This is a genomic window from Terasakiispira papahanaumokuakeensis (assembly GCF_001709345.1).
In the GTDB taxonomy this organism is placed as follows: Bacteria; Pseudomonadota; Gammaproteobacteria; order Pseudomonadales; family Halomonadaceae; genus Terasakiispira; species Terasakiispira papahanaumokuakeensis.
Genome location: NZ_MDTQ01000001.1, coordinates 2,679,980 through 2,700,340 on the forward strand (window position 1 = coordinate 2,679,980; position 20,361 = coordinate 2,700,340).

Consider the following 20,361-nt stretch of genomic DNA (forward strand, 5'->3'; position numbering starts at 1 on the left):
GAGAAGAGAGAAGAGAGAAGAGAGATTAAAAATTAAAAAAGAAATATTGGAAAAGGAATACGACCTAGAACTCAAACAAAAACACACCACCCAAAAGCTGTGCGACGATAAGCGATTGATAGCCGCTAGATCACCGCCATAGCGCTTAAGCCGCAATATTCAAGCGCCCACCCGGCGTATAATCCCAGCGATTCGTCGCCGCCCAATCAAAATAAAAAGCAACCGCCTCGCCTGCGGAGCTGGCCGTTTCACCAAAAAATTGACGCCCTTGGGCCACCGCCACATTAAGATTACGGGGTCGACCAAACGCAAAACTGACAGGCTCACGCCTATCGGCCATATTAGACATATCGGCAGTCTCATTATTATTAGCAGGCGTCTGACCTTCATCGTTATTACTCGATTTGACGTCAGAGTCGGAGCGATTCGTCTCCTTCCCGTCACTGCGCTGTTGGGCAAGCTCCATTTGAGCTTGCGCCAGGGTAGCTTGAGCCTGGGCATAAACACTTCGATCTTGAGCTGAAGGCTCTGCCGGTGCCATTGCCGCCGCCATCACCGTTCGCATTTTTTCGATGGTCGCTTCGGGGTCATCAGCGATCGGCGCGGTATCAATCTGAACCTCACCTGCGACCGCATATTGACGTCCATCAGGCCCTTTCTCCGTCTCATAAGTCGGAGCTCCGGCCCATTGACCACCGGCACTGGCATGTGCGCGTTCGTGCGTTCGAACTTCCTGATCGCGCTGACGCATTTGATCAATGGCACGTGCTTGCTCAAGTTCCAGCTTGGCAATTTCTTGCTTCAGGCGCTGCGTCTCTTCATCGGCAGTTTCCTGAGTGACATTCTTTTCGCGATCACTGCCAGACTCATCAGCCGTGCGAGCCTCGCCACGCTTCCCTTCTTGAGCAGCATCCGGCTCTTGAGAAACCGCCGACTGCTGTTGAACAGACGTTGAATCAGGCCGAGCTTGCGATGATGAAGCCTTGCTGGGTGGAGTAGGCGTCGCCGCTTCATCCGTCTGGGCGAGCTTATCACGTAACTGCTGTAAATCCTGATCTCGGCGCGATGACCAGCTGGGCATCATATTGTTGCTGTGTAGACTGGCGGGCATCATGTTCGCGGTCCTCATGTTGGCCAAACGTAAACAAGTCAACATGCTGGCGCACCAGCATCGAGATCAAAACCTGCAATTAGTGCTAGCGAAGTCATGCATTGATCAAATTCAACACGGATCAACTCAATACAGCTCAAATCAAATGTTATTACCTGCCAACCATTACCTATTAAATCAATCACTTGCCTAAACAAGCGCTCATCACGATACAAACATTAACCATGGTATCAACGCACTTGTAGTCAGTTTAGTCACTTTTAGCATAAATACCATAACGGCATCGTCAGCGATTTCTTGAATCTTCAGGGCCTAAGTGACCCGATTTTCGAATCGCACTACCATTTCCACCCGAATGATATTTAAAATAACTATATTGATATCTAAAACATCATTATACTTAATTCACATAGCAATCTAACAGGAAAAAACATTATCATGATTACCGGCTCTCAAATGCGTGCAGCACGTGCGCTCTTAGGTATTGATCAAAAGACACTCGCTTCATTAGCTGGCGTATCGGTGCCTACCATCCAACGAATGGAATCCAGCCCGAATACCGTACGAGGCGTCATTGAAAGCCTAACTCGTGTTGTCAGTGCTCTTGAGGGTGCAGGCGTCGAGCTTATCGCAGAGCAGGCGCACAGCCAGGCCTGCGGGCGAGGAGTACGCCTAAAGGAAGCCTCCTCCACGCAAGCCTGAGATTTCGAATCATCGGTTAAGGTTGCTGAATATCATGCAAACGCCCGCGCCAAGTTTTGCCGCACTCTTTACACCCAAGTTGATCACCACGTTACGTGAAGGCTATTCATTTCATCGCCTCAAGTCAGATGTGATTGCCGGGCTGACTGTCGCGATTGTCGCCCTGCCACTATCGATGGCGATCGCCGTCGCGTCTGGGGCCTCCCCAGCACAAGGGCTATATACCGCGATTATTGGCGGCTTCTTGGTCTCCCTGCTGGGTGGCAGCCGTTTTCAAATAGGCGGCCCTGCGGGCGCTTTTATCGTATTAGTCGCCGCAACAATTCAAACCCATGGCATAAGTGGCCTGCTCGTCGCGACATTTTTATCTGGCTTGATGCTGATGACCATCGGTTTTTTACGCATCGGTACCTATATCAAGTTTATTCCCTACCCCGTCACAGTCGGCTTCACTGCGGGTATCGCCGTCATCATTTTTGCCAGCCAGCTGAAACCTTTACTCGGCTTGAACTTCACCGATTCAGAGCCCGGCGACCTGCCGGAGAAGCTGCCTTTTTTGTGGCAGCACTTAAATAGTCTGGATGCAACCACGCTGGTGGTGTCTCTTTCGACCATCTTGATCATTGTCGGCTTAAAACGCTGGCTGCCTCGCTGGCCTGGGATGCTGATCGCGGTAACCGCCACCGCATTGGTGGCTGCAGTGTTGGAACTCCCGATTGCCACCCTGGGCACCACATTTGGTGAAATGCCGAATCATTTGCCTATGCCAGAGTGGCCCGAGCTGTCTTGGTCAATGATTCAAGCAGTTTTGCCGAATGCCGTCGCCTTCACACTTTTGGGGGCGATTGAATCACTACTTTCAGCGGTCGTGGCCGATGGGATGACGGGCCGACGCCACCGAGCAAACTGTGAGCTCGTCGCTCAAGGCGTTGCCAATATAGGCTCCAGTTTATTTGGTGGACTCTGTGTCACAGGCACGATTGCCCGCACCGCCACCAATGTCCGCGCGGGTGGCACCAGCCCGATGGCGGGCATATTCCATGCGGGATTCGTACTGTTATTTATTATGATTGCAGCCCCCCTGGCGGCCTATATTCCGTTAGCCAGCCTAGCGGGGGTATTAGCGGTAGTTGCCTGGAATATGATTGAAAAGCGTGCGTTTGCATCACTGTTGAAAGCCTCACGAGCGGATGCCGCCGTATTGCTCAGCACTTTTGGTCTAACGCTGCTCAGAGATTTAACCACAGGGATTGTCGTCGGTTGTCTGGTCGGTATGGTGCTGTTTATTCATCGTATGGCTCAAGCCACCGCGATCACCGCCGAACGCCCTCTTTTTGAAGAAGATCAAGCCGATGAACTGAATCCACCGGATCAAGGCGTCCCTGCTACAGATCCAGACCTGGTTGTTTATCGATTATCCGGCGCTTGTTTTTTCGGTGCCGCCGCCTCGATTGAATCGGTACTGCTGAGAATTGCGGATAAACATCGCGGTTTGATTTTAGATCTTTCTGCAGTGCCATTTTTGGACAGCAGTGGGGCACAAATGCTCGCCGGAGCCCTCAAGTCAGCTCAAGGAGCGGGAGTCAAAGTGGCCCTAACAGGAACCACTCATGACATGCGCCAACAGCTTTTCACACAAGGGGTTCAGCCTCCTGAAGTGATGTTCAGCCACCAACTGAATACCGCGGTCAGGAAACTGAAAGCGCTATTAGCCTAACCCCAATGCGTGATACATAGCCTAACCCTAATGCGTGATACGCCATACACGCTAGTACAATAAATGACGGGCAATGATCAGCTTTTGAATCTCACTGGTGCCTTCATAAATCGAAGTGACACGGATGTCGCGGGCATAGCGCTCCAGTGGGAAATCCCGAACATAGCCATTGCCCCCCATTAATTGCAACGCATCATAGCAAGCACGGTTGCCCTTCTCTGTGGCCATCCATTTGGCCATGGAGGCTTCACACCCAAAAGGGCGCCCAGCGGCTTTCAACGTTGCCGCTTGAAGCAATAGCAACCGAGCAGCCTCCATCTCGGTATAGCGCTCAGCCAGCATCCACTGTAACCCCTGCTTATCGGCCAACGGGCGTCCAAACTGAACACGCTCTTTGACATAATCTCGCGCTGTATCCAAAGCCGCCAAGGCAATCCCCAGGGCCATCGAGCCAATACCAATCCGCCCACCGGCTAACTCGGTGACCGCAATTTTGTATCCCTGATGTATTGGCCCCAACAATGCATCCGCGGGAATCCGACAGTGTTCAAAACGCACTTCATTAGTGGCGGATGCTTTTTGCCCCATTTTATCTTCGGCGGGCCCGATGATCAGGCCTGGTGTATCCGCCGGCACTAAAAAGCAGGAGATCCCTTTGCCTTTATCAGCTTGAGGATCGGTCACCGCCCAAACCACAAAGATACCGGCATATTCGGCACTGGTGATCCATTGCTTACATCCATTCAAGACCCAGTGATCACCATCACGATCAGCACGGGTCGTCATACTCGCCGGATCAGAACCCGCCCCTGACTCAGACAAACAAAAACTGCCTGCCAGCCACTCACCGGAACATAGAGGCGGTAAACATTGCTGCTTTTGGGCCTCACTGCCTACGGCTTGAATCACTTCAGCGACCATATTGGTGACAGAGACCGTCACCGCTGTCGATGCACAGCCGCGCCCTAACTCGGTCAGCGCCAGCGAAAATGCCACCGCATCGGCGTGAGTCCCGCCATATTGCTCATCGATGGTTAAGCCCATAAACCCGAGTTCAGCTAACTGGCGCAGGTTATCCGTCAACAAAGCGCGATGGGCTTCTCGGTCCAATTGGGCCGCACGGGGGGCTAATACTGACTGCGAAAATTGCCGGGCCGTCTCCTGAATCATCCGATGAGTCTCACTGAGATGATCGGGCGAGCCCGTCTCTAACGCTGCACGGCCTTCAACAGTATCGTGATCTACAGATGTCATCATCATTCCTCACTGCATGCGAATGCCGCCATCTAAACGAATCACCTCACCATTGAGGTAACGGTTCTCAATAATATGCAGCGCTAACCCGGCAAACTCTTCGGGCTGCCCTAAACGCTTGGGAAAAGGCACCGCTGACTCCAATTGAGCGCGCGCTTCATCAGGAATCCCTTGCATCATAGGGGTGCCGCAGACCCCGGGTGCGATACTCATCACACGAATCCCGTAACGCGCCAACTCACGCGCCATCGGCAGCGTCATGCCGACAACACCGGCTTTCGAACTGCTATAGCAGGCTTGCCCCACCTGCCCATCAAAGGCCGCAATAGAGGCTGTATTAATAATGACGCCGCGTTCATCATCATCTTGAGGTTCCGCACGTGCCATGGCTGCGGCCGCTAACCGCGCCACATTAAAGGCGCCCAACTGGTTCACCCGAAGCCCTCGCTCAAAGATTTCCGGATCCGCCGGATTGAGTTCGCGATCCAGTAGTTTCTGTACCACCACGATACCCGCACAATGTACGACACCTGCCAGCCCACCGGGCTGACGAGCCGCTAAATCAACCGCCGCTTGGACCTGCTCAGAAATCGTGACATCACAGCACACAAACTGTGCCGCCGCCCCCAACTCAGCAGCAAACGCAACGCCCGCTTGTTCATTCAGATCGGCCAGTATCACTTGGCCTCCTTTCTCGACCAACGCCCGTGCAGTTGCAGCCCCTAGGCCAGAAGCCCCACCAGTAATCAAAAAAGTATGTCCTGCAATTTGCATAATCGGCTCCTCAATACACCCTTGAACAAAATCCTCAATACAGCCCTTAGGCCTTTAGGCCTTTAGGCATTGGACTCTTCGGCTGCCTGACGCCGCAGCACAAAACGCTGGATCTTGCCACTGGGGGTTTTCGGCAAGGCATCAACAAATTCGACTTCACGGGGGAACGCATGGGTGGACAAGCGTTCGCGCACTAACGTCTGAATTTCTTTCACCAAGGCATCGCTCTTCTCATACCCCTCTCGCAATACAACATAGGCTTTAATCACAAAACCACGCTCAGGATCCGGTTTACCCACAGCGGCTGACTCCGCCACAGCCGCATGTTCAAGCACCGTATTCTCGACATCGGTCGGCCCTACGCGATAACCGGCCGTTGAAATAATGTCGTCATCACGACCGGCAAACCAAAAAGTGCCATCCTGATGCTGTTCGACCATATCACCGGTCAAATAGTAGCCCTCATAGAAAGGGACTTTTTCTTGCCAGGTATAGCCTTGGAAGAAGAAAGCAGGCGAATGCTCAATATCAACGGCCAGCTGCCCGGTTTCGCCCGGCCCAAGCTCACGATTTTCGGCATCCAGAATCACTAACCGATAGCCCGGAAGCGGTAACCCCATCGATCCTACGGGACAGTCGTGATCCAACTGGTGATGACAGCAACAGGTCATCCCCGTTTCCGTCTGCCCATAGTGATCCATCACGCGGCAACCTAAATGATCGGTGACCCAGTTCACGACCTCGGTATTCAACGGCTCCCCAGCGGAACTGGCCACTCGAATGGCCAAATGTTCCGCCTGACCATCCAACACCCCCGAAGACTTCATCATGCGATATGCCGTCGGGGCTGACGCCAAGTTGGTAATCTGATGCTGTTTCAGAAAATCCAAGGTGTCTTCAGCACTGAAACCCGCTTCATTGATATAAGTGCGTGCGCCGATTAAGAAAGGCCCCGTCACACCATAGTAAAGGCCGTAAGCCCAACCCGGGTCTGCCATATTCCAAAAGCGATCATTAGGCCTGAGGCCCACCGCAAAATGCATATAGGTATAAAATGCCAACAAGGCCTTTAACGGCACGGCCACCCCTTTGGATTTACCGACAGTGCCCGAAGTGAACATTTGCAGGAAGGGGGCTTCAGCAGGTAATAAGACTGAAGCAAAGGTCACCGGTTGAGCGGCCATTTCGGTGGTAAAATGATCATCTCCCCAATGAGCCGCCTGCTCCGCCGTACCCATTAAAACCCGCTTCGTATTCGCCGTCACAGCAGCAAACTTCTCTCGCTGAGACTGATCCACAAACACCACCTGGGTTTGTGCTTGCTGCAGCCGAAAATCGACGGCTTCATAACCAAACGCGGTAAACAGGGGCTGAAAAACGGCGCCTAACCGCCAGGCACCGAAAATAATGCTCAATAGCTCTGGCGTTCGAGGCAACATCGCTGCCACCCGATCTCCTGCTTTAACCCCTTGCTGTTGTAAGTAATTCGCCACCTGCGCTGAACGCTGTGCTAAATCCGCGTAAGAAAGCTGGGAGACCACTTTGTCAGGGCTCTGATGCACCAGCGCCACGTCATCGGCACGCCCCGCCGTAATATGACGTTCAATACATTCATCATAGGCATTGAAACCCTGGGCCAGACTGCCATTTAACCGAGCTTCAACTTCAGATAAATCAAACTCAGCTACCACACGGGCATAGTGATCAGACATCGCGATTCTCCACACTTGTGATGAGTTGTTTTTATAAGTCGCTGTATCAAACTGTGTTGATCAGTCACTGGCGCCGTGACGGTGTCAGTCGTTTGCCTCAGAAGAGTCATCAATGGCGGTCACAAGCACAGTCACCAACTGCCGCATACGCTCAAAGTGCACTCACGCCTCAAGATAACCTTTACGTTAACGTCACCCAGATAGGCAAAAATAAGGACGCTCAGCGCCCTTATTTCATCTCCAGATCTCACTGACCAATATCAAACCCAGCATTCAAATCAGTTCAAGCGTGACCTCGCCCCAATAGGACCGAAACCCACACGCCTCGCTCAACACTGACAAGCTTGAGGCTAACGCAGCCACATAAACCTAGCAAGCGCTCGCTTTTCAAACTTTAGTGGCATCCAATCCTCATACGTTGATTAAGCATGCAGCCCAACCGCGGCTTCACCCAGCATGAGCTGTACCAGACCTTCGGCCAGAGACTCTGGCGATTTTTCACCCTGAGCGTCATACCATTGAACCGTCCAGTTCAAGGCGCCTAGAGCAAGATGCCGCAGTAAACTAGGATCGCCTTTGAGTAACCCCGCAGCCAGACATGCCTCAATTTCAGTGCGCCATAACGCTTCATAACGATCTCTCAGGGCAATCAGATGAGCGCGAGAGGGGTCAGATAAACTCCGCCACTCATAAATCGCCACCACATGAGCGTTGCGATCATCCAGTAGTGTTTTCAAATGGGCTTGAGCCAATGCCGTTAGCCGATCACGGGGCGATTGAGCCTGCAGCAATGCCCTTTCTGCAACATCCAGCGCATGCGTCATCCCAGTTTCAATCACGGCACAGAGCATTTCCTGCTTATCATTGAAGTGGTGAAAGAGGCTGCCAGACTTAATGCCCATGGCTTCTGCGAGCATACGCACAGTCGTCCGCTCATAGCCTTCACGGCAGAACATTTCAGCCGCGATTTCGATCAATTCCTTGCGTCGCTTGGACTTGTTGTTTAAGTTCATATCGTTTTTAACTAGCGCTTGCTTGGCTGGTGACGGGTGAGTCACATTAAACGAGCCGCTGAGTGGGGTCAATCTAATCCCATGAATCATGCCGAATCGATTCAGCACACGACATCGAAGAACATACAGCGCATTACATCTAACACACAGCATTACATAACAAGAGGTGGAGTCATGTCTGAGGATGCTATTGTCATTGTCTCTGGGGCACGTACCCCAATGGGTGGGTTACAGGGCAGCCTAGCCAGCCTAACCGCACCTGAGTTGGGTGGTATCGCCATTCGAGAAGCGATACAAAGGGCCGGCCTACAACCCGAAGATATTCAGGAAGGCATTATGGGTTGCGTATTGCCTGCCGGTGTTCGTCAGGGCCCAGCTCGCCAGGCCATGATGCAAGCCGGTGTGCCTGTCAGTGCAGGGGCAACGACAGTTAACAAACTCTGCGGTTCGGGCATGAAAGCGACGATGTTGGCCCACGATCTGATCAAAGCAGGCACCAACGACATCATGATCGCCGGTGGCATGGAAAGTATGTCGAATGCGCCGCACCTGCTACCCAAAGCACGCAGTGGCTATCGCTTAGGCCATGGCGAACTGAAAGACCATATGTTTATGGATGGTCTGGAAGATGCACGAACCGGTAAGCTCATGGGCGTTTTTGCCCAAGAAGTGGCTGATGAGCGAGGCTACACCCGTGAAGCGATGGATACCTTTGCCATCACCTCACTGAAGCGGGCGATGGCTGCGATTGAGCAGGGCAAACTCAGCGATGAAATTGTGCCTGTCACGGTCCGTAATCGCCATGGCGAGTTAGAGATTCAACATGACGAACAACCGCATAACGCCAACCTAGATAAGATCCCGACACTCAAACCTGCATTTTCGGCAGATGGCACCATTACGGCGGCTAATGCCAGCTCAATTTCCGATGGGGCCAGCGCTCTGGTCTTGATGCGGGAGTCTACGGCCAAAGCACGCGGGCTGACCCCAATGGCCCGTATTGTCGGCCACAGTACTCACTCTCAGGCGCCCAGTGAATTTACCCTAGCCCCGATTGGCGCCATTAGTGCCCTGCTGGAACAAGTGGGTTGGCAAGCCGATGACGTTGATCTTTATGAAATCAATGAGGCTTTCGCTGTCGTGACGATGCTCGCCATGGATGCCCATCAACTGCCCCACGATAAGGTCAATATCTATGGCGGCGCTTGTGCTCAGGGCCACCCGATTGGCTCCACCGGCTCAAGAATCCTGGTCACCCTGATGCATGCACTGCGCCAGGAAGGTCAGCAAAAAGGCATTGCCAGCCTGTGTATCGGCGGCGGCGAAGCCACCGCAGTCGCTATTGAAATGCTTTAAATTAGCCCAAAACCGCCCCTCACCGACTCAGGTCGGCGAGGGGCGACAAGCCAAGCCACGGAAACAGCAATAAGACACCGAGAAACAGAACAACATGACGGCCAACATGGGGAGTGCCGACGGTTCCGCCCACTGATGCCCGATAACCCCCACCAAGCTGCCTAAAAGGCCACCCAGAAGAAATTGCGTAGACCCCAGCAAGGCATTCGCCGCCCCGCTGCGCTCAGGAAACTGTTCCAACAAACCCGCAACCGTGTTAGGCAAAATCAGCCCCATCACACCACAGGCCATAATCAAAAAGGGCAACATCACCCCCCAAGAGATATCCCAACCCAACAAGACCAAGCTTAAGGCGATTGCCGCACCGCTCCATTGAATCTGTAACCCTCGGCGCATAATCGCAACAGGGGCATGATGGCCCAGCAGACGTAAATTCAACCGGTTCGAGACAATAATAAAAATCACATTCAAACCGAAAAGCCACGGAAACCAAGTGTCATCCAGGCCATAGACTTGGATGTAAACTTCCGGTGCAGCGGTCACAAAGGTCAATAGACCCGCCATGCTCAGCGCCCCCGTCAACAGAAATCCCATCCCTTGACGGTGATGCAAAATCACCCGATAAGTCGGCCAAATGTGATACCAAGGGCGTATCGCTTCTTGCCTGAGACGTGTTTCTGGCAAGTACCGATAGAGCACCCACCAGGCTAAGACCCCATACCCCCCAAGCACCCAGAAAATCGCCTCCCAGCCACCTAGCTGTTGCAGCAAGCTGCCCAACAGTGGGGCGACTAGCGGCACCATCAACATAATGATCGCCACCATCGACAAAACGCGAGCGCTATCTCGACCACTAAAGCAATCACGTACCACCGCCGACGAATTCACGACCGAGGCCCCGCCTCCCAAGGCTTGAATAAAGCGTAGCCCCCATAGGTAAGTCACGTCCGGCGCCCAGGGGATGGCAAATGAGGCGAGTAAAAAGCACAAAATACCGGACAGCATGACCGGTTTACGCCCCAGCCGATCCGATAAAGGCCCCCCAAATAGTTGCCCTAGCGCAAAGCCGACCAAAAAGAGACTTAATGACCATTGAATATGGGCCATATCAACAGCAAAGTCTGTCGCCATCGCAGGCATCGCGGGCAGATAAGCATCGACTGCAAAAGGGGCTAACGCCGTATTGATCGCCAGCAGCAATGCCAGACGCCGCGTCGGGATCGTCATGGCCTTATTCATCAATGTCACTCAGTCGCTCAATCCCGTGCTGACCATTGACCCATTCATGCAACGTCGTCAAATGCGCCAGCGGCACCTGAAGTACCACCTGCACACATTGGCTATAAGTCACCGACTGAATCTCACTGTCATGTTGAGACGCCCAGTGGCGTAACGGTTGCTCCTGGGAAAAATCCAACGTCAGCGTCACTGTGTCCATCGGCACAGGTTCAACCCACTGCATCGATGACAGTACGGCCTCAGTGGCTCCGGCATAAGCACGCACTAACCCACCAGCGCCGAGTTTGATGCCGCCAAAATAACGGACCACCACCACGAGCGTATCGCCCACCTGCTTATGCTGAATGACATTGAGAATCGGCTTACCCGCCGTGCCCGAAGGCTCGCCATCATCACTCATGGCCGCCGTAGCCGCTCCCTTGGGATTGCCAATCAAATACGCCCAGCAATGATGGCGCGCATCAGGAAACTCCTGTTTCAGCTCATTCAGGCAGGACAAGGCCTCTTCCCGTGTGGACACTGGAAAAGCACAGGCGATAAAGCGACTTTTCTTGATTTCCAATTCAGCACGCAGCGGTGCTGCGGGCACAGGATAGACGTCAGACATGCTATTCCTTGAGTAGCGACCAAAGATCCAAACGGCTCGACCTGGGCTTGCAGTCCATCGAGCCAAGCGGGATCATAACAGAATCACGGACAACACTGCGTTCCTTGCCTCCGAGACGCCATCGCGCTTCGAAAACAAGGCGATGAAATACACCGCTGATCAAGACACAATCGCCGAACGCAATCAACGAAACGCTATCACCGAACGCAATCGCCAAATATAAGGTTATGGATTACTGTGCTGAAACTGATCCACACTGCCGACTGGCATCTAGGCCAGACACTCCACGGGCAACCCCGAGAAGCCGAACACCAGGCCTTTCTAGACACCCTGCTGGAAACTCTCAGCGAACGCCATATTGATGCACTCCTGATTGCCGGTGATGTCTTTGATAATGCCAACCCCAGTATTCGCGCCCAAGAGCAGCTGTATCAGTTTATTCGTCAAGCACACCAGCGCTGTCCCCAATTGGATATCGTGCTGATTGCCGGTAACCATGACTCAGGCGCTCGAATCGAACTCCCCGCGCCGTTACTGGCGCAGTTCAACACGCATGCTCTAGGGCGGGTTCATTGGCACCCCAGCCAAGTGGAGACACCACGGCAACTGGATACTGACGCTTTACGTATTCCGCTGACAGATGCTCAAGGGCAAATTGCCGCCTGGTGTCTCGCCTTACCCTTCTTACGCCCTGCCGAAGTGACCGGCTCAGGACTCGGAGACGACTATTTACAGGGCATCGAAATGGTGCATCGTCAACTGATCCAAGCGGCAGTGGACAAACGCGCTCCCGGGCAGGCGCTAGTGGCCATGAGCCACGCCCACCTGACGACAGGTCAGGTCTCAGAAGACTCGGAAAGGCCCATTATCATTGGCGGGGCTGAGTCCATATCGACTCAGCTGTTCCCCGCTGAATTGGCCTATGTCGCGATGGGCCACTTGCATCGACCCCAACAATTACAGGAGCACCCCTGTATTCGATACAGCGGCTCCCCATTGCCAATGTCATTTGCCGAGACCCATTATCCTCACCAACTGGTCGAGGTGACGCTTGAAGGTGAGTCACTGGCCAATGTCACCCCTATTCCACTGCCCCACTATGCCGCCATGCGCCGAGTCCCGGCGCAACCGGCGCCACTCGACACGGTGATGAGCGCACTCAAGGCATTGGCTCAAGAGTGCCAGACCTCAACCGAACATCATGGCTCAGCGCCGCTACCCCCTGAGCGCTGGCCTTGGTTAGAAGTGCGTGTATTACTGACACAACCTGAGCCCAACTTGCGCCAGCAAATCGAAGCGGTACTCGCAGAGGCGCCTGTACGATTGGTGCGTATCCAAGTCCATTATGCCCAATCAGAACACTCGGCTGAGACGCCATCTCTAGAGCAGTTGGATCGTCTGACTCCGACCGATATTCTGACCCGACAATGGCTGACTCAATTCGGACAGGCACCCGACGCCGAGCTGATGGCTGATTTTCAATGGTTGGTCGAACAAGCACAGCTTGATGATGAAGTCTTTGAAGACAACCCATCCGCTAGCGAAAACCCTACACTCAAAACCTCTGCGGCAAGAGACGAGTCATGAAAATTCTCGCCATTCGTCTTTGCAATATCGCCGCACTGGCGGGTGAACAGTGTCTGGACTTCACTCAACCGCCGCTGGCCGATGCGCCTTTGTTTGCCCTGGTGGGGCCCACGGGCTCAGGCAAAAGCAGCGTTTTAGATGCCTTATGCTTGGCCCTATATGGCACCACACCGCGCCTACAACGTGCCTCGCACAAAGGACGCATGCCGCAGGATGACATTACCTTCAAAGACCCTCGCAACCTACTCAGACGCGGTGCCGCCCAAGGCTATGCCGAAGTTGACTTTATCGGTGTCGACGATCAAGCCTACCGCGCGCGCTGGTCGGTGCGGCGCGCCCGCCATCAGGCTTCAGGACGATTACAAGCCGCAGAACAATCGCTGACCCGGCTCAGTGATCACACCTTACTGACCCAGCAGTCCAATGAGTTCAAAAACCAGTTGCCAACTTATCTGGGGCTGACCTATGAACAATTCAGCCGTGCCGTGCTGTTAGCCCAATCGGAATTCAGTGCTTTTATTCAAGCAGAAGATGCTGAGCGTAGTGCATTACTAGAGCGCCTCACCGGAACGGAACTCTATAGCCGAATTGGTCAACTGGCCTTTGCCCAGGCTCGTGATGCTCAACAGGCCGTTAAAGAGATCGAACAACGACTCGGTCACCAAACACCTCTTGATGCCGACACGAGAGCCGCACTCGATCAGCATTTAACCGAAGTCAACGCACAGCTGGCTCAGCTCAAACAGCAACGCCAAGCATTACAGCAGGCATTCACTTGGCAACAACAGGCCCAGCAGCTCAACACTGAGAAAGCACAGCGGCTCAATGCACTACATACCGCTCAAAAAGATCAGGATCAGATCGCACCATTGGCTCAACGTCTCCAAGCGTTAGACCAGGCAGCCGATATCCTGCCTCAACACCGAGAACACCAACAGCTTTGCGCCCAAACGCCAGCACTGATCACAGAACAAACCGAACAGCAAAACATCATCGCCCAATACCAAGAGGCCCAAGCTCAACAACAGCAAACGCTGACCCAAACTGAAGCTGAATGCCAGCAAGCCGAGCAAGCGCTCAACGAGGCTCAACCCAAAATTGACGCCGCCCAGCACTGTGACTATCAGCTCACAAGCTTGACCGAACAACACCAGGAATTAAGGCAAAGGTGGGCGCAAGAACAGGCGCAACAAGCTCAACGATGGCAGTCACTAGAAAGCCTCTGCCATGAACTGGGGCTGACGACAGACCTTGAAGCGCTGCCGGATACGCTCGCCCAAGCCATCACACAACTGGATGAACAGCTTGACTCAACACAGGTCAATCCAGCGTACATTGATTTCGAACACCCGGATTTCGAACACCGGGATTCCGAACACAGGGATTCCGAGCACGCACCATTACGGCAAGTGTCACTCGATCTGCCGCTAGATGAAGAGACGCTGCGCACCTATGAGCAACAGCTAGAGACGCTCACCCCCAGCCTCCAACAAGCCCAACAGTTAGCAGAGCTGGACCAACAATCCCAGGCATTACAAGCCCAACTCAAGCAGTTGTATCAACAGCTACAAGAGGATCAAGCCAATGAGCAGCAGGCCCAAGAACGCTATGCTCAAGCCAAGCCGATCCTCGAACGTCAGCGGCGCTTGCGTCAGGATCACATTATTGAGTTGCGGACCCAATTAACGCCCGGAGAACCCTGTAGCGTTTGTGGTAGTTTGGAACACCCTTGGGCCGACCCTGAACGCCTAGAGGCGGCGTTGACCCAGCTTGATGCCGATGTCGAACGACAACAGCTGGATGAACTCTCAGCCGAGGTTGAACGTTGTCATACCCAGCGATTGCGCAGCGAAAGTCATCTCAATAGTGTTGAAACACAGGATCAACAACTGGCCACAAGACGGCAATCGCTCAGCCAAACTTGGCAATATCAATTACCCCGCCATTGCCAAGGGGCGCGCCAAGCCGATGATCCTGTGCAATGGTTGACCACACAGCAGCAGCGACTGCGCAATCAACGTGACCAGCTTCGACAATTACTGGAAGTGCAGCGAGCTCAACAGCAACAGCGCCTTAAGCTTCAGACGCATCGCCAACACCTGGCGCAAGTTCAGACCCAGCTGACTCAATACCAAGAGCAAGAGCAAGCCTGTCAGGCCTTGCAAAAACGCCTAGAGCAGAATCGGGAAAACCAAACGAACCTGAACACACAGCGACAAACATTATTGGGTGAATACGACACCGTCAGCCAGTGGCAACATCAACTACAGCAGCGTCGTAACGCCGCGCAAACGCAATGGCGTGAAGCCGAAAAAGCATTACAGGACACGCAACTGACGCTGACACGACTGGAAAGCAATCACCAACACCTGACTGAACGGCTATCCCAGCAGCAAGATCGCATCGCGGAACTGAATAACGCCTGCCAAACCTGGCTGGCACAACATCCCGATGTCACTTCAGCCGACCTCGATAGATTGCTGCTCGACATGCCGCAAGCCGAGCAATGGCGTCAACAGTGGCAAGCGGCGCAAACTCAGACACAGCAGGCCCAAGCCCGGCTGGATGATGCTCAAGAGCGTTGGGCACAGCATCAGGCCAATGCCCCCGTTGCGGCGGACCAAACCGATCTCACCCAACAGCTGAGCGACATCGACCATCAAGTCGAAACATTGGACGAGCAACGGCTACAGGATTACAGCCAAATCCAGCAAGATGACCAGCAACGAGCCGCCCAAAAGCAACTCAGTGAGGCTCTCAATCAAGCGCGTCAGACCTACCATCGCTGGCAGCGTTTAAATGAAGTGATTGGCGATCGAGAGGGAAAAACCTTCCGGACCATGGCCCAAAGTGTCAGCTTGGAGTTATTGCTGGCTCACGCCAACCAACAGTTGCAGCATTTAGCCCGCCGCTATCGCTTACAGCGCGGCAGCACACCCATGAGCCTTTTAGTCTTGGATACCGAAATGGGCGACGAGGTCCGCTCAGTCCACTCCCTTTCAGGTGGCGAGACGTTTCTGGTTTCCCTGGCCTTGGCACTGGGCTTAGCCGGTATGGCCTCCGGCCATTTACGCATTGAATCGCTCTTCATTGATGAAGGTTTTGGCAGTCTCGACCCACAATCTCTGCAATTAGCGATGGACGCCCTGGATGGCTTACAAGCTCAGGGGCGCAAAGTCGGCGTCATTTCCCATGTGCAGGAAATGCACGAACGCATGCCCGTCCAAATTCAAGTCGAGCGCCAAGGCAACGGCGCCAGCCGACTCGTCGTCCTTGACGAATAAATACCGCTGGCGTCGTAAGCGATGACGTGACAAGCCCAGTTACAAGCCCATCGCGGAAGAGGTTGCGCGTCGAGGATCAGCACCACCATAGAAGTGACCCTCATCAATCATGATCGATTGACTGGCCCCCATGGCAGGCTGGGTGTCGACATGATGACCCATGCCTTCCAGCAGCCGGATGGTATCGGGACTGATACCGGCTTCGATACGTAGCTGATCGGGTAACCACTGATCATGAACACGCGGCGCACTCACAGCAGATTGGATGTTCATGCCATGATCAATCACGTTCATAATCACTTGTAAGGTCGTGGTGATAATCCGTGAACCGCCAGGGCTGCCGGTCACGAGGAAGTTGCGCCCCTCTTTTTTCACAATGGTCGGTGACATAGACGACAACATCCGCTTATTCGGTTCAATGGCATTGGCTTCACCCCCAATCAACCCATAAGCATTCGGCACACCAGGCTTCGCAGAAAAATCATCCATTTCGTTGTTCAACAGAAACCCTGCGCCATCCACGACCAAGCCTGAGCCATAGCTGAAGTTAATGGTATAGGTATTGGAAACCGCTAATCCCTGGTCATCCGCAATCGAGAAATGTGTGGTCTCATTAGACTCATAACGCTGAACTTTGCCCGGGCCAATTGAGTCAGGCGATGTCGACTGGGATTCATTAAATTGACTACGCAGCTCACGCGCATAAGCTTTAGACGTCAAAGCATTCAGCGGTACATCGACGAAATCACTATCCCCCAGATACTGTGAACGATCGGCATAAGCCCGCTTCATGGCTTCACTCATCAAGTGAATCGTCTGGGCGGAGTTAAAGCCGAGACCATGAATGTCATCCCCTTCGAGCATATTGAGGATCTGGACAATATGAACACCTCCGGAAGAGGGCGGAGACATGCTGTAAATATCATATCCTCGATAAGTGCCGTGGACCGGTTCACGAATCACCGGTTCATAGGCCGCCAGATCTTCTAATGTCATCACGCCCGCATGGCGCTGAATTTCATCAATAATCAACTTCGCGGTTTGGCCGGTATAAAACTCATCGGGCCCATCAGCGGCAATCCGTTTGAGCGTTGCGGCCAGATCGGGCTGGCGAAAACGTTCACCGGCTTGATACAACTGCCCATCAGGCTTGTAGAACACCTTGCGCGTTGATGGCCACTTCTGCAATCGCTCACGGGTATCGGCCAACCCTTTGGCGAAACGCGGCGGAATAATAAACCCCTCTTCGGCCAGTTTAATCGCCGGAGCTAACGCTTGAGGCAGGCGATAAGTGCCATAGCGATCCAGTGCCAAGGCTAATCCTGCCACCGTACCGGGAACCCCCGCTGCATTAGCCGAGAAGCGTGACCACTGGCTGACAGCCTCGCCTTCATCATTTTGGAACATGGTGCGATAAGCACGACTAGGGGCCTTCTCACGATAATCAATAGCGATCACCTTGCCGCTTTTCTCATCGGAGATCAGCATAAAGCCACCCCCGCCGATATTGCCGGAACGCGGTTGCGTCACGGCCAGCGCAAACCCTGCGGTCACCGCCGCATCCACCGCATTACCACCATCAGCCAACACATCATGGGCAATTTGACTGGCGAGATAATGGCTGGTCGCGACCATGCCGCGAGTTCCTTCTTCCGGGTGAAAGCGCTCACCCTCCAAAATCGGTAACGTCGCCTCACCACTAACATCAGAGGCACTTGCACTGAACGCTTGCGGAGCGGTCAAACTGACCATCGCAAGGGTCAGTGTGGTAGCGCTCACACTAAACGCCTTCTTCCAGACAGGCACCTTTCGCCACATCAACGTTGTCATCCACATAAGCTTATCCTTAGCATTATCATTATTAAGCAAGGGAACCGAACTTCAAGGTAGGCATGATCGATCAAAACATCGAGCCATCAATAAACGTAACACAGAATTCTAATCGCACTTTAAGGCACCTAGTTACATTCAACTCGTAACAAATTCATCATCTTCTAGATTAGCTTCATCATCATCTAAAGGGGCTTTCCATGCATCACCCACAATCTCTTGGATTCTATTTGCTATCATTTGCCCTCTATCTTCAAGAAACTGGTCAAAAGACTCTTTCGATACATATCTTTCAAAATTAGGATCAGTGCTTGAGTAAGGTATAAGGCAGCTTGCCAAGCGCCGATCCAAGTCAGCAGAGTTGCCTTCACATTGGTGATGTCTAATAATCTCCATAAAGTACTTATCAGGGTTACTGTCCCCAATATCTCTATTAGATTCCCTAGAAACTATTATCTTGTTTGCTATTGAATTAAGCTTATTCTTATTCAACCCAGACTTATTCAATGAATAAGGATAGATATGATGATCTTCAAGGTCGCCATCCAACGAATTCCCAGTCATCAAGTCCTCTTTAACTGTCGTTCTCATTAAGGCTTGAATCGCTTTATACCTACTATCTGAAATATGTTTTATGTCAATAATCTCTTCATTTGTAAAATACACTCTAGGATACTGTATAGTTTCACCATTATCTAAAAAATCACAAAATCTTCTAAAATCATCGCCAACCTTATAATTATTAGCAGGAGAAGGGTTAGCAGCCAGAGTAGAGCAAAAATACCATTTTCTTAAAGTGCTCGAAAATGCTGGTTTAGATAAGCTATCAGGAAAACACATCAGTGTTGCAGCTATAGAAACTAAAGTACCATGCGGAGGCTGAGTTTTTGCTGTAGCGCCAAGGGCTTTCACCCATTTACATGTTTCAGACAGATGAAATGCAGCATTATGCCAGTGTTCAGCAATAAAATCTGGCTTTAATGAAAGAAGAACAGACCTTGTTGCTTCAGGAAATTTATTAACATCATTCCTTAGATAATAAAGAGATAATATCTGTAAGATTCGCTCTCCATCAACATCATATTCATTAAGAATAGGATAACATTCTTTTGAGTTATCAAAAAGTTCTTTAAGGTCTGGCTCCGGATAATATCGCGCTACAGCTAAGTCAAAAGTCGTCAAACGAGTTCCCGTTGAATTAATAGTTTCAAAGACTCTACATACCGACTCTAATGGAGCATCATTATCAAGAGCCACAAAAGGTATTGAAAATTTTCTTATTGTTTCAAATACTCCTTTCAAGCTAGCAGCAGCTTTTCGGGCAAGAGTTCTATCTTCTTGAAACTCAGGAAAGTCTCCAGAGTCCTCTATATATTCGGAGATATAAACATCACATTTAGCTTGATCAAGCGCAATATCTGTTCTAATCAGCCTATTATTATCTTTTCGTTCCGGATTCTTCTTACCTCTTGCTCTACTCACGATCCAGCTAGGGCTCTCATTACTAAAAACCTCATGCATCTTCTTCAAATCGAAATAGTAATTTCTTTTTGGATGAGCATCTAAAAAAACTCTTGCAATTGATGTGAGTCGTTGCTGTCCATCCAAAACATAATATGATTCAGAACTTGAATCATCAAGAACCACTAAATTATTGATATCATCTTTAGGTGGATAATTTGCATCTAACTTTCTAGATTTAAGAGGAACATCTTCATTCTTACCTAAAATCAAAAGCGACCCTACCGGATAATTTCTAGCAATAGAGTCCACTAACAAACGAGTTTGCCCTTCTTTCCATGTGAAGTCTCTTTGAAATTGAGGAATTAAGAAATGGCCGGAACTTATTTTTTTCAAAAGCTGACCAATATCAAAATTTATAGTTTGCATACTACACTCCTTCCAATCGACATCAATTTCACATCCATAAAAATATTAATAATAGACAAAAAAACAAAAAACTCAAGTTATACAAATAACCAAAAAATGTAAAAAGACTTACCTATAAACATTCACGAGGTAATAACCAACGACACCTACGAAACAATAATATTTTTAACGTGTTATAGACTCCACTATATGTGGCTGACCCGAAAGGTCCCGGCAACCAACACACGTAACACTACTGATTACTGCTTCGCAGGCAATCTGTTGCCCTGTATAATCATTTACACC

General features: G+C 51.7%; 14 protein-coding genes. 5 read left to right on the forward strand and 9 right to left on the reverse strand.

What is annotated here, in order from left to right:
• Nucleotides 1-145 precede the first annotated feature (145 nt).
• Nucleotides 146-1,114 carry a putative metalloprotease CJM1_0395 family protein gene (locus BFW38_RS11690; RefSeq protein ID WP_068998916.1) on the reverse strand — a complete coding sequence of 323 codons (969 nt, stop codon included), beginning with the start codon at nucleotides 1,112-1,114 and terminating at the stop codon, nucleotides 146-148.
• Between the two features lie 435 nt (nucleotides 1,115-1,549).
• On the opposite strand from BFW38_RS11690, the gene BFW38_RS11700 reads away from it, so the two are divergent.
• A complete protein-coding gene (locus BFW38_RS11700; protein WP_068998920.1) occupies nucleotides 1,550-1,813 on the forward strand; it encodes a helix-turn-helix domain-containing protein in 264 nt (87 codons plus the stop codon).
• A gap of 34 nt (nucleotides 1,814-1,847) precedes the next feature.
• The gene (locus tag BFW38_RS11705) at nucleotides 1,848-3,530 is read left to right on the forward strand and encodes a SulP family inorganic anion transporter (RefSeq protein WP_068998922.1); all 1,683 of its coding nucleotides are present in this window, start codon (nucleotides 1,848-1,850) and stop codon (nucleotides 3,528-3,530) included.
• A gap of 51 nt (nucleotides 3,531-3,581) precedes the next feature.
• Here BFW38_RS11705 and BFW38_RS11710 read toward each other — a convergent pair whose 3' ends face one another.
• The 4 genes from BFW38_RS11710 to BFW38_RS11725 all read right to left on the reverse strand — a co-directional run bounded on the left by BFW38_RS11710 (nucleotide 3,582) and on the right by BFW38_RS11725 (nucleotide 8,283).
• The gene (locus BFW38_RS11710) at nucleotides 3,582-4,784 is read right to left on the reverse strand and encodes an acyl-CoA dehydrogenase family protein (RefSeq protein ID WP_084004813.1); all 1,203 of its coding nucleotides are present in this window, start codon (nucleotides 4,782-4,784) and stop codon (nucleotides 3,582-3,584) included.
• Nucleotides 4,785-4,793: 9 nt separating this feature from the next.
• Entirely contained in the window at nucleotides 4,794-5,558 is a 765-nt protein-coding gene (locus BFW38_RS11715; RefSeq protein ID WP_068998925.1) for an SDR family NAD(P)-dependent oxidoreductase, read from the reverse strand.
• 62 nt (nucleotides 5,559-5,620) lie between these two features.
• Nucleotides 5,621-7,270, reverse strand: coding sequence for an AMP-binding protein (locus tag BFW38_RS11720; protein ID WP_068998927.1), 1,650 nt, complete (start codon nucleotides 7,268-7,270; stop codon nucleotides 5,621-5,623).
• A 422-nt stretch (nucleotides 7,271-7,692) separates the two neighbouring features.
• Nucleotides 7,693-8,283, reverse strand: coding sequence for a TetR/AcrR family transcriptional regulator (locus BFW38_RS11725; RefSeq protein ID WP_069000429.1), 591 nt, complete (start codon nucleotides 8,281-8,283; stop codon nucleotides 7,693-7,695).
• A 174-nt stretch (nucleotides 8,284-8,457) separates the two neighbouring features.
• On the opposite strand from BFW38_RS11725, the gene BFW38_RS11730 reads away from it, so the two are divergent.
• Nucleotides 8,458-9,639 (forward strand): acetyl-CoA C-acyltransferase, encoded by a 1,182-nt coding sequence (locus BFW38_RS11730; RefSeq protein WP_068998929.1) that lies wholly within the window; start codon nucleotides 8,458-8,460, stop codon nucleotides 9,637-9,639.
• Between the two features lie 27 nt (nucleotides 9,640-9,666).
• On the opposite strand, the gene BFW38_RS11735 is transcribed toward BFW38_RS11730, so the two are convergent.
• Nucleotides 9,667-10,866: a multidrug effflux MFS transporter gene (locus BFW38_RS11735; protein WP_069000430.1), complete on the reverse strand. Its 1,200-nt coding sequence runs from the start codon at nucleotides 10,864-10,866 to the stop codon at nucleotides 9,667-9,669.
• 4 nt (nucleotides 10,867-10,870) lie between these two features.
• Nucleotides 10,871-11,485: a YigZ family protein gene (locus BFW38_RS11740; RefSeq protein ID WP_068998931.1), complete on the reverse strand. Its 615-nt coding sequence runs from the start codon at nucleotides 11,483-11,485 to the stop codon at nucleotides 10,871-10,873.
• Between the two features lie 237 nt (nucleotides 11,486-11,722).
• Between BFW38_RS11740 and BFW38_RS11745 the strand changes: the two genes are divergently transcribed.
• Both BFW38_RS11745 and BFW38_RS11750 read left to right on the forward strand, forming a co-directional pair.
• Nucleotides 11,723-13,072, forward strand: a complete 1,350-nt coding sequence (locus BFW38_RS11745) for an exonuclease SbcCD subunit D C-terminal domain-containing protein (RefSeq protein ID WP_218186413.1) — start codon at nucleotides 11,723-11,725, stop codon at nucleotides 13,070-13,072.
• Entirely contained in the window at nucleotides 13,069-16,356 is a 3,288-nt protein-coding gene (locus BFW38_RS11750; RefSeq protein ID WP_068998934.1) for an AAA family ATPase, read from the forward strand. Before BFW38_RS11745 ends, BFW38_RS11750 begins: the two co-directional genes overlap by 4 nt.
• A 39-nt stretch (nucleotides 16,357-16,395) precedes the next feature.
• Here the strand turns inward: BFW38_RS11750 and ggt are convergent, their stop codons facing one another.
• Together ggt and BFW38_RS11760 are read right to left on the reverse strand one after the other, a co-directional pair.
• Nucleotides 16,396-18,108: a gamma-glutamyltransferase gene (ggt, locus tag BFW38_RS11755; protein WP_069000432.1), complete on the reverse strand. Its 1,713-nt coding sequence runs from the start codon at nucleotides 18,106-18,108 to the stop codon at nucleotides 16,396-16,398.
• A gap of 216 nt (nucleotides 18,109-18,324) precedes the next feature.
• Entirely contained in the window at nucleotides 18,325-20,076 is a 1,752-nt protein-coding gene (locus BFW38_RS11760; RefSeq protein ID WP_068998936.1) for a DUF262 domain-containing protein, read from the reverse strand.
• Nucleotides 20,077-20,361: the final 285 nt, after the last annotated feature.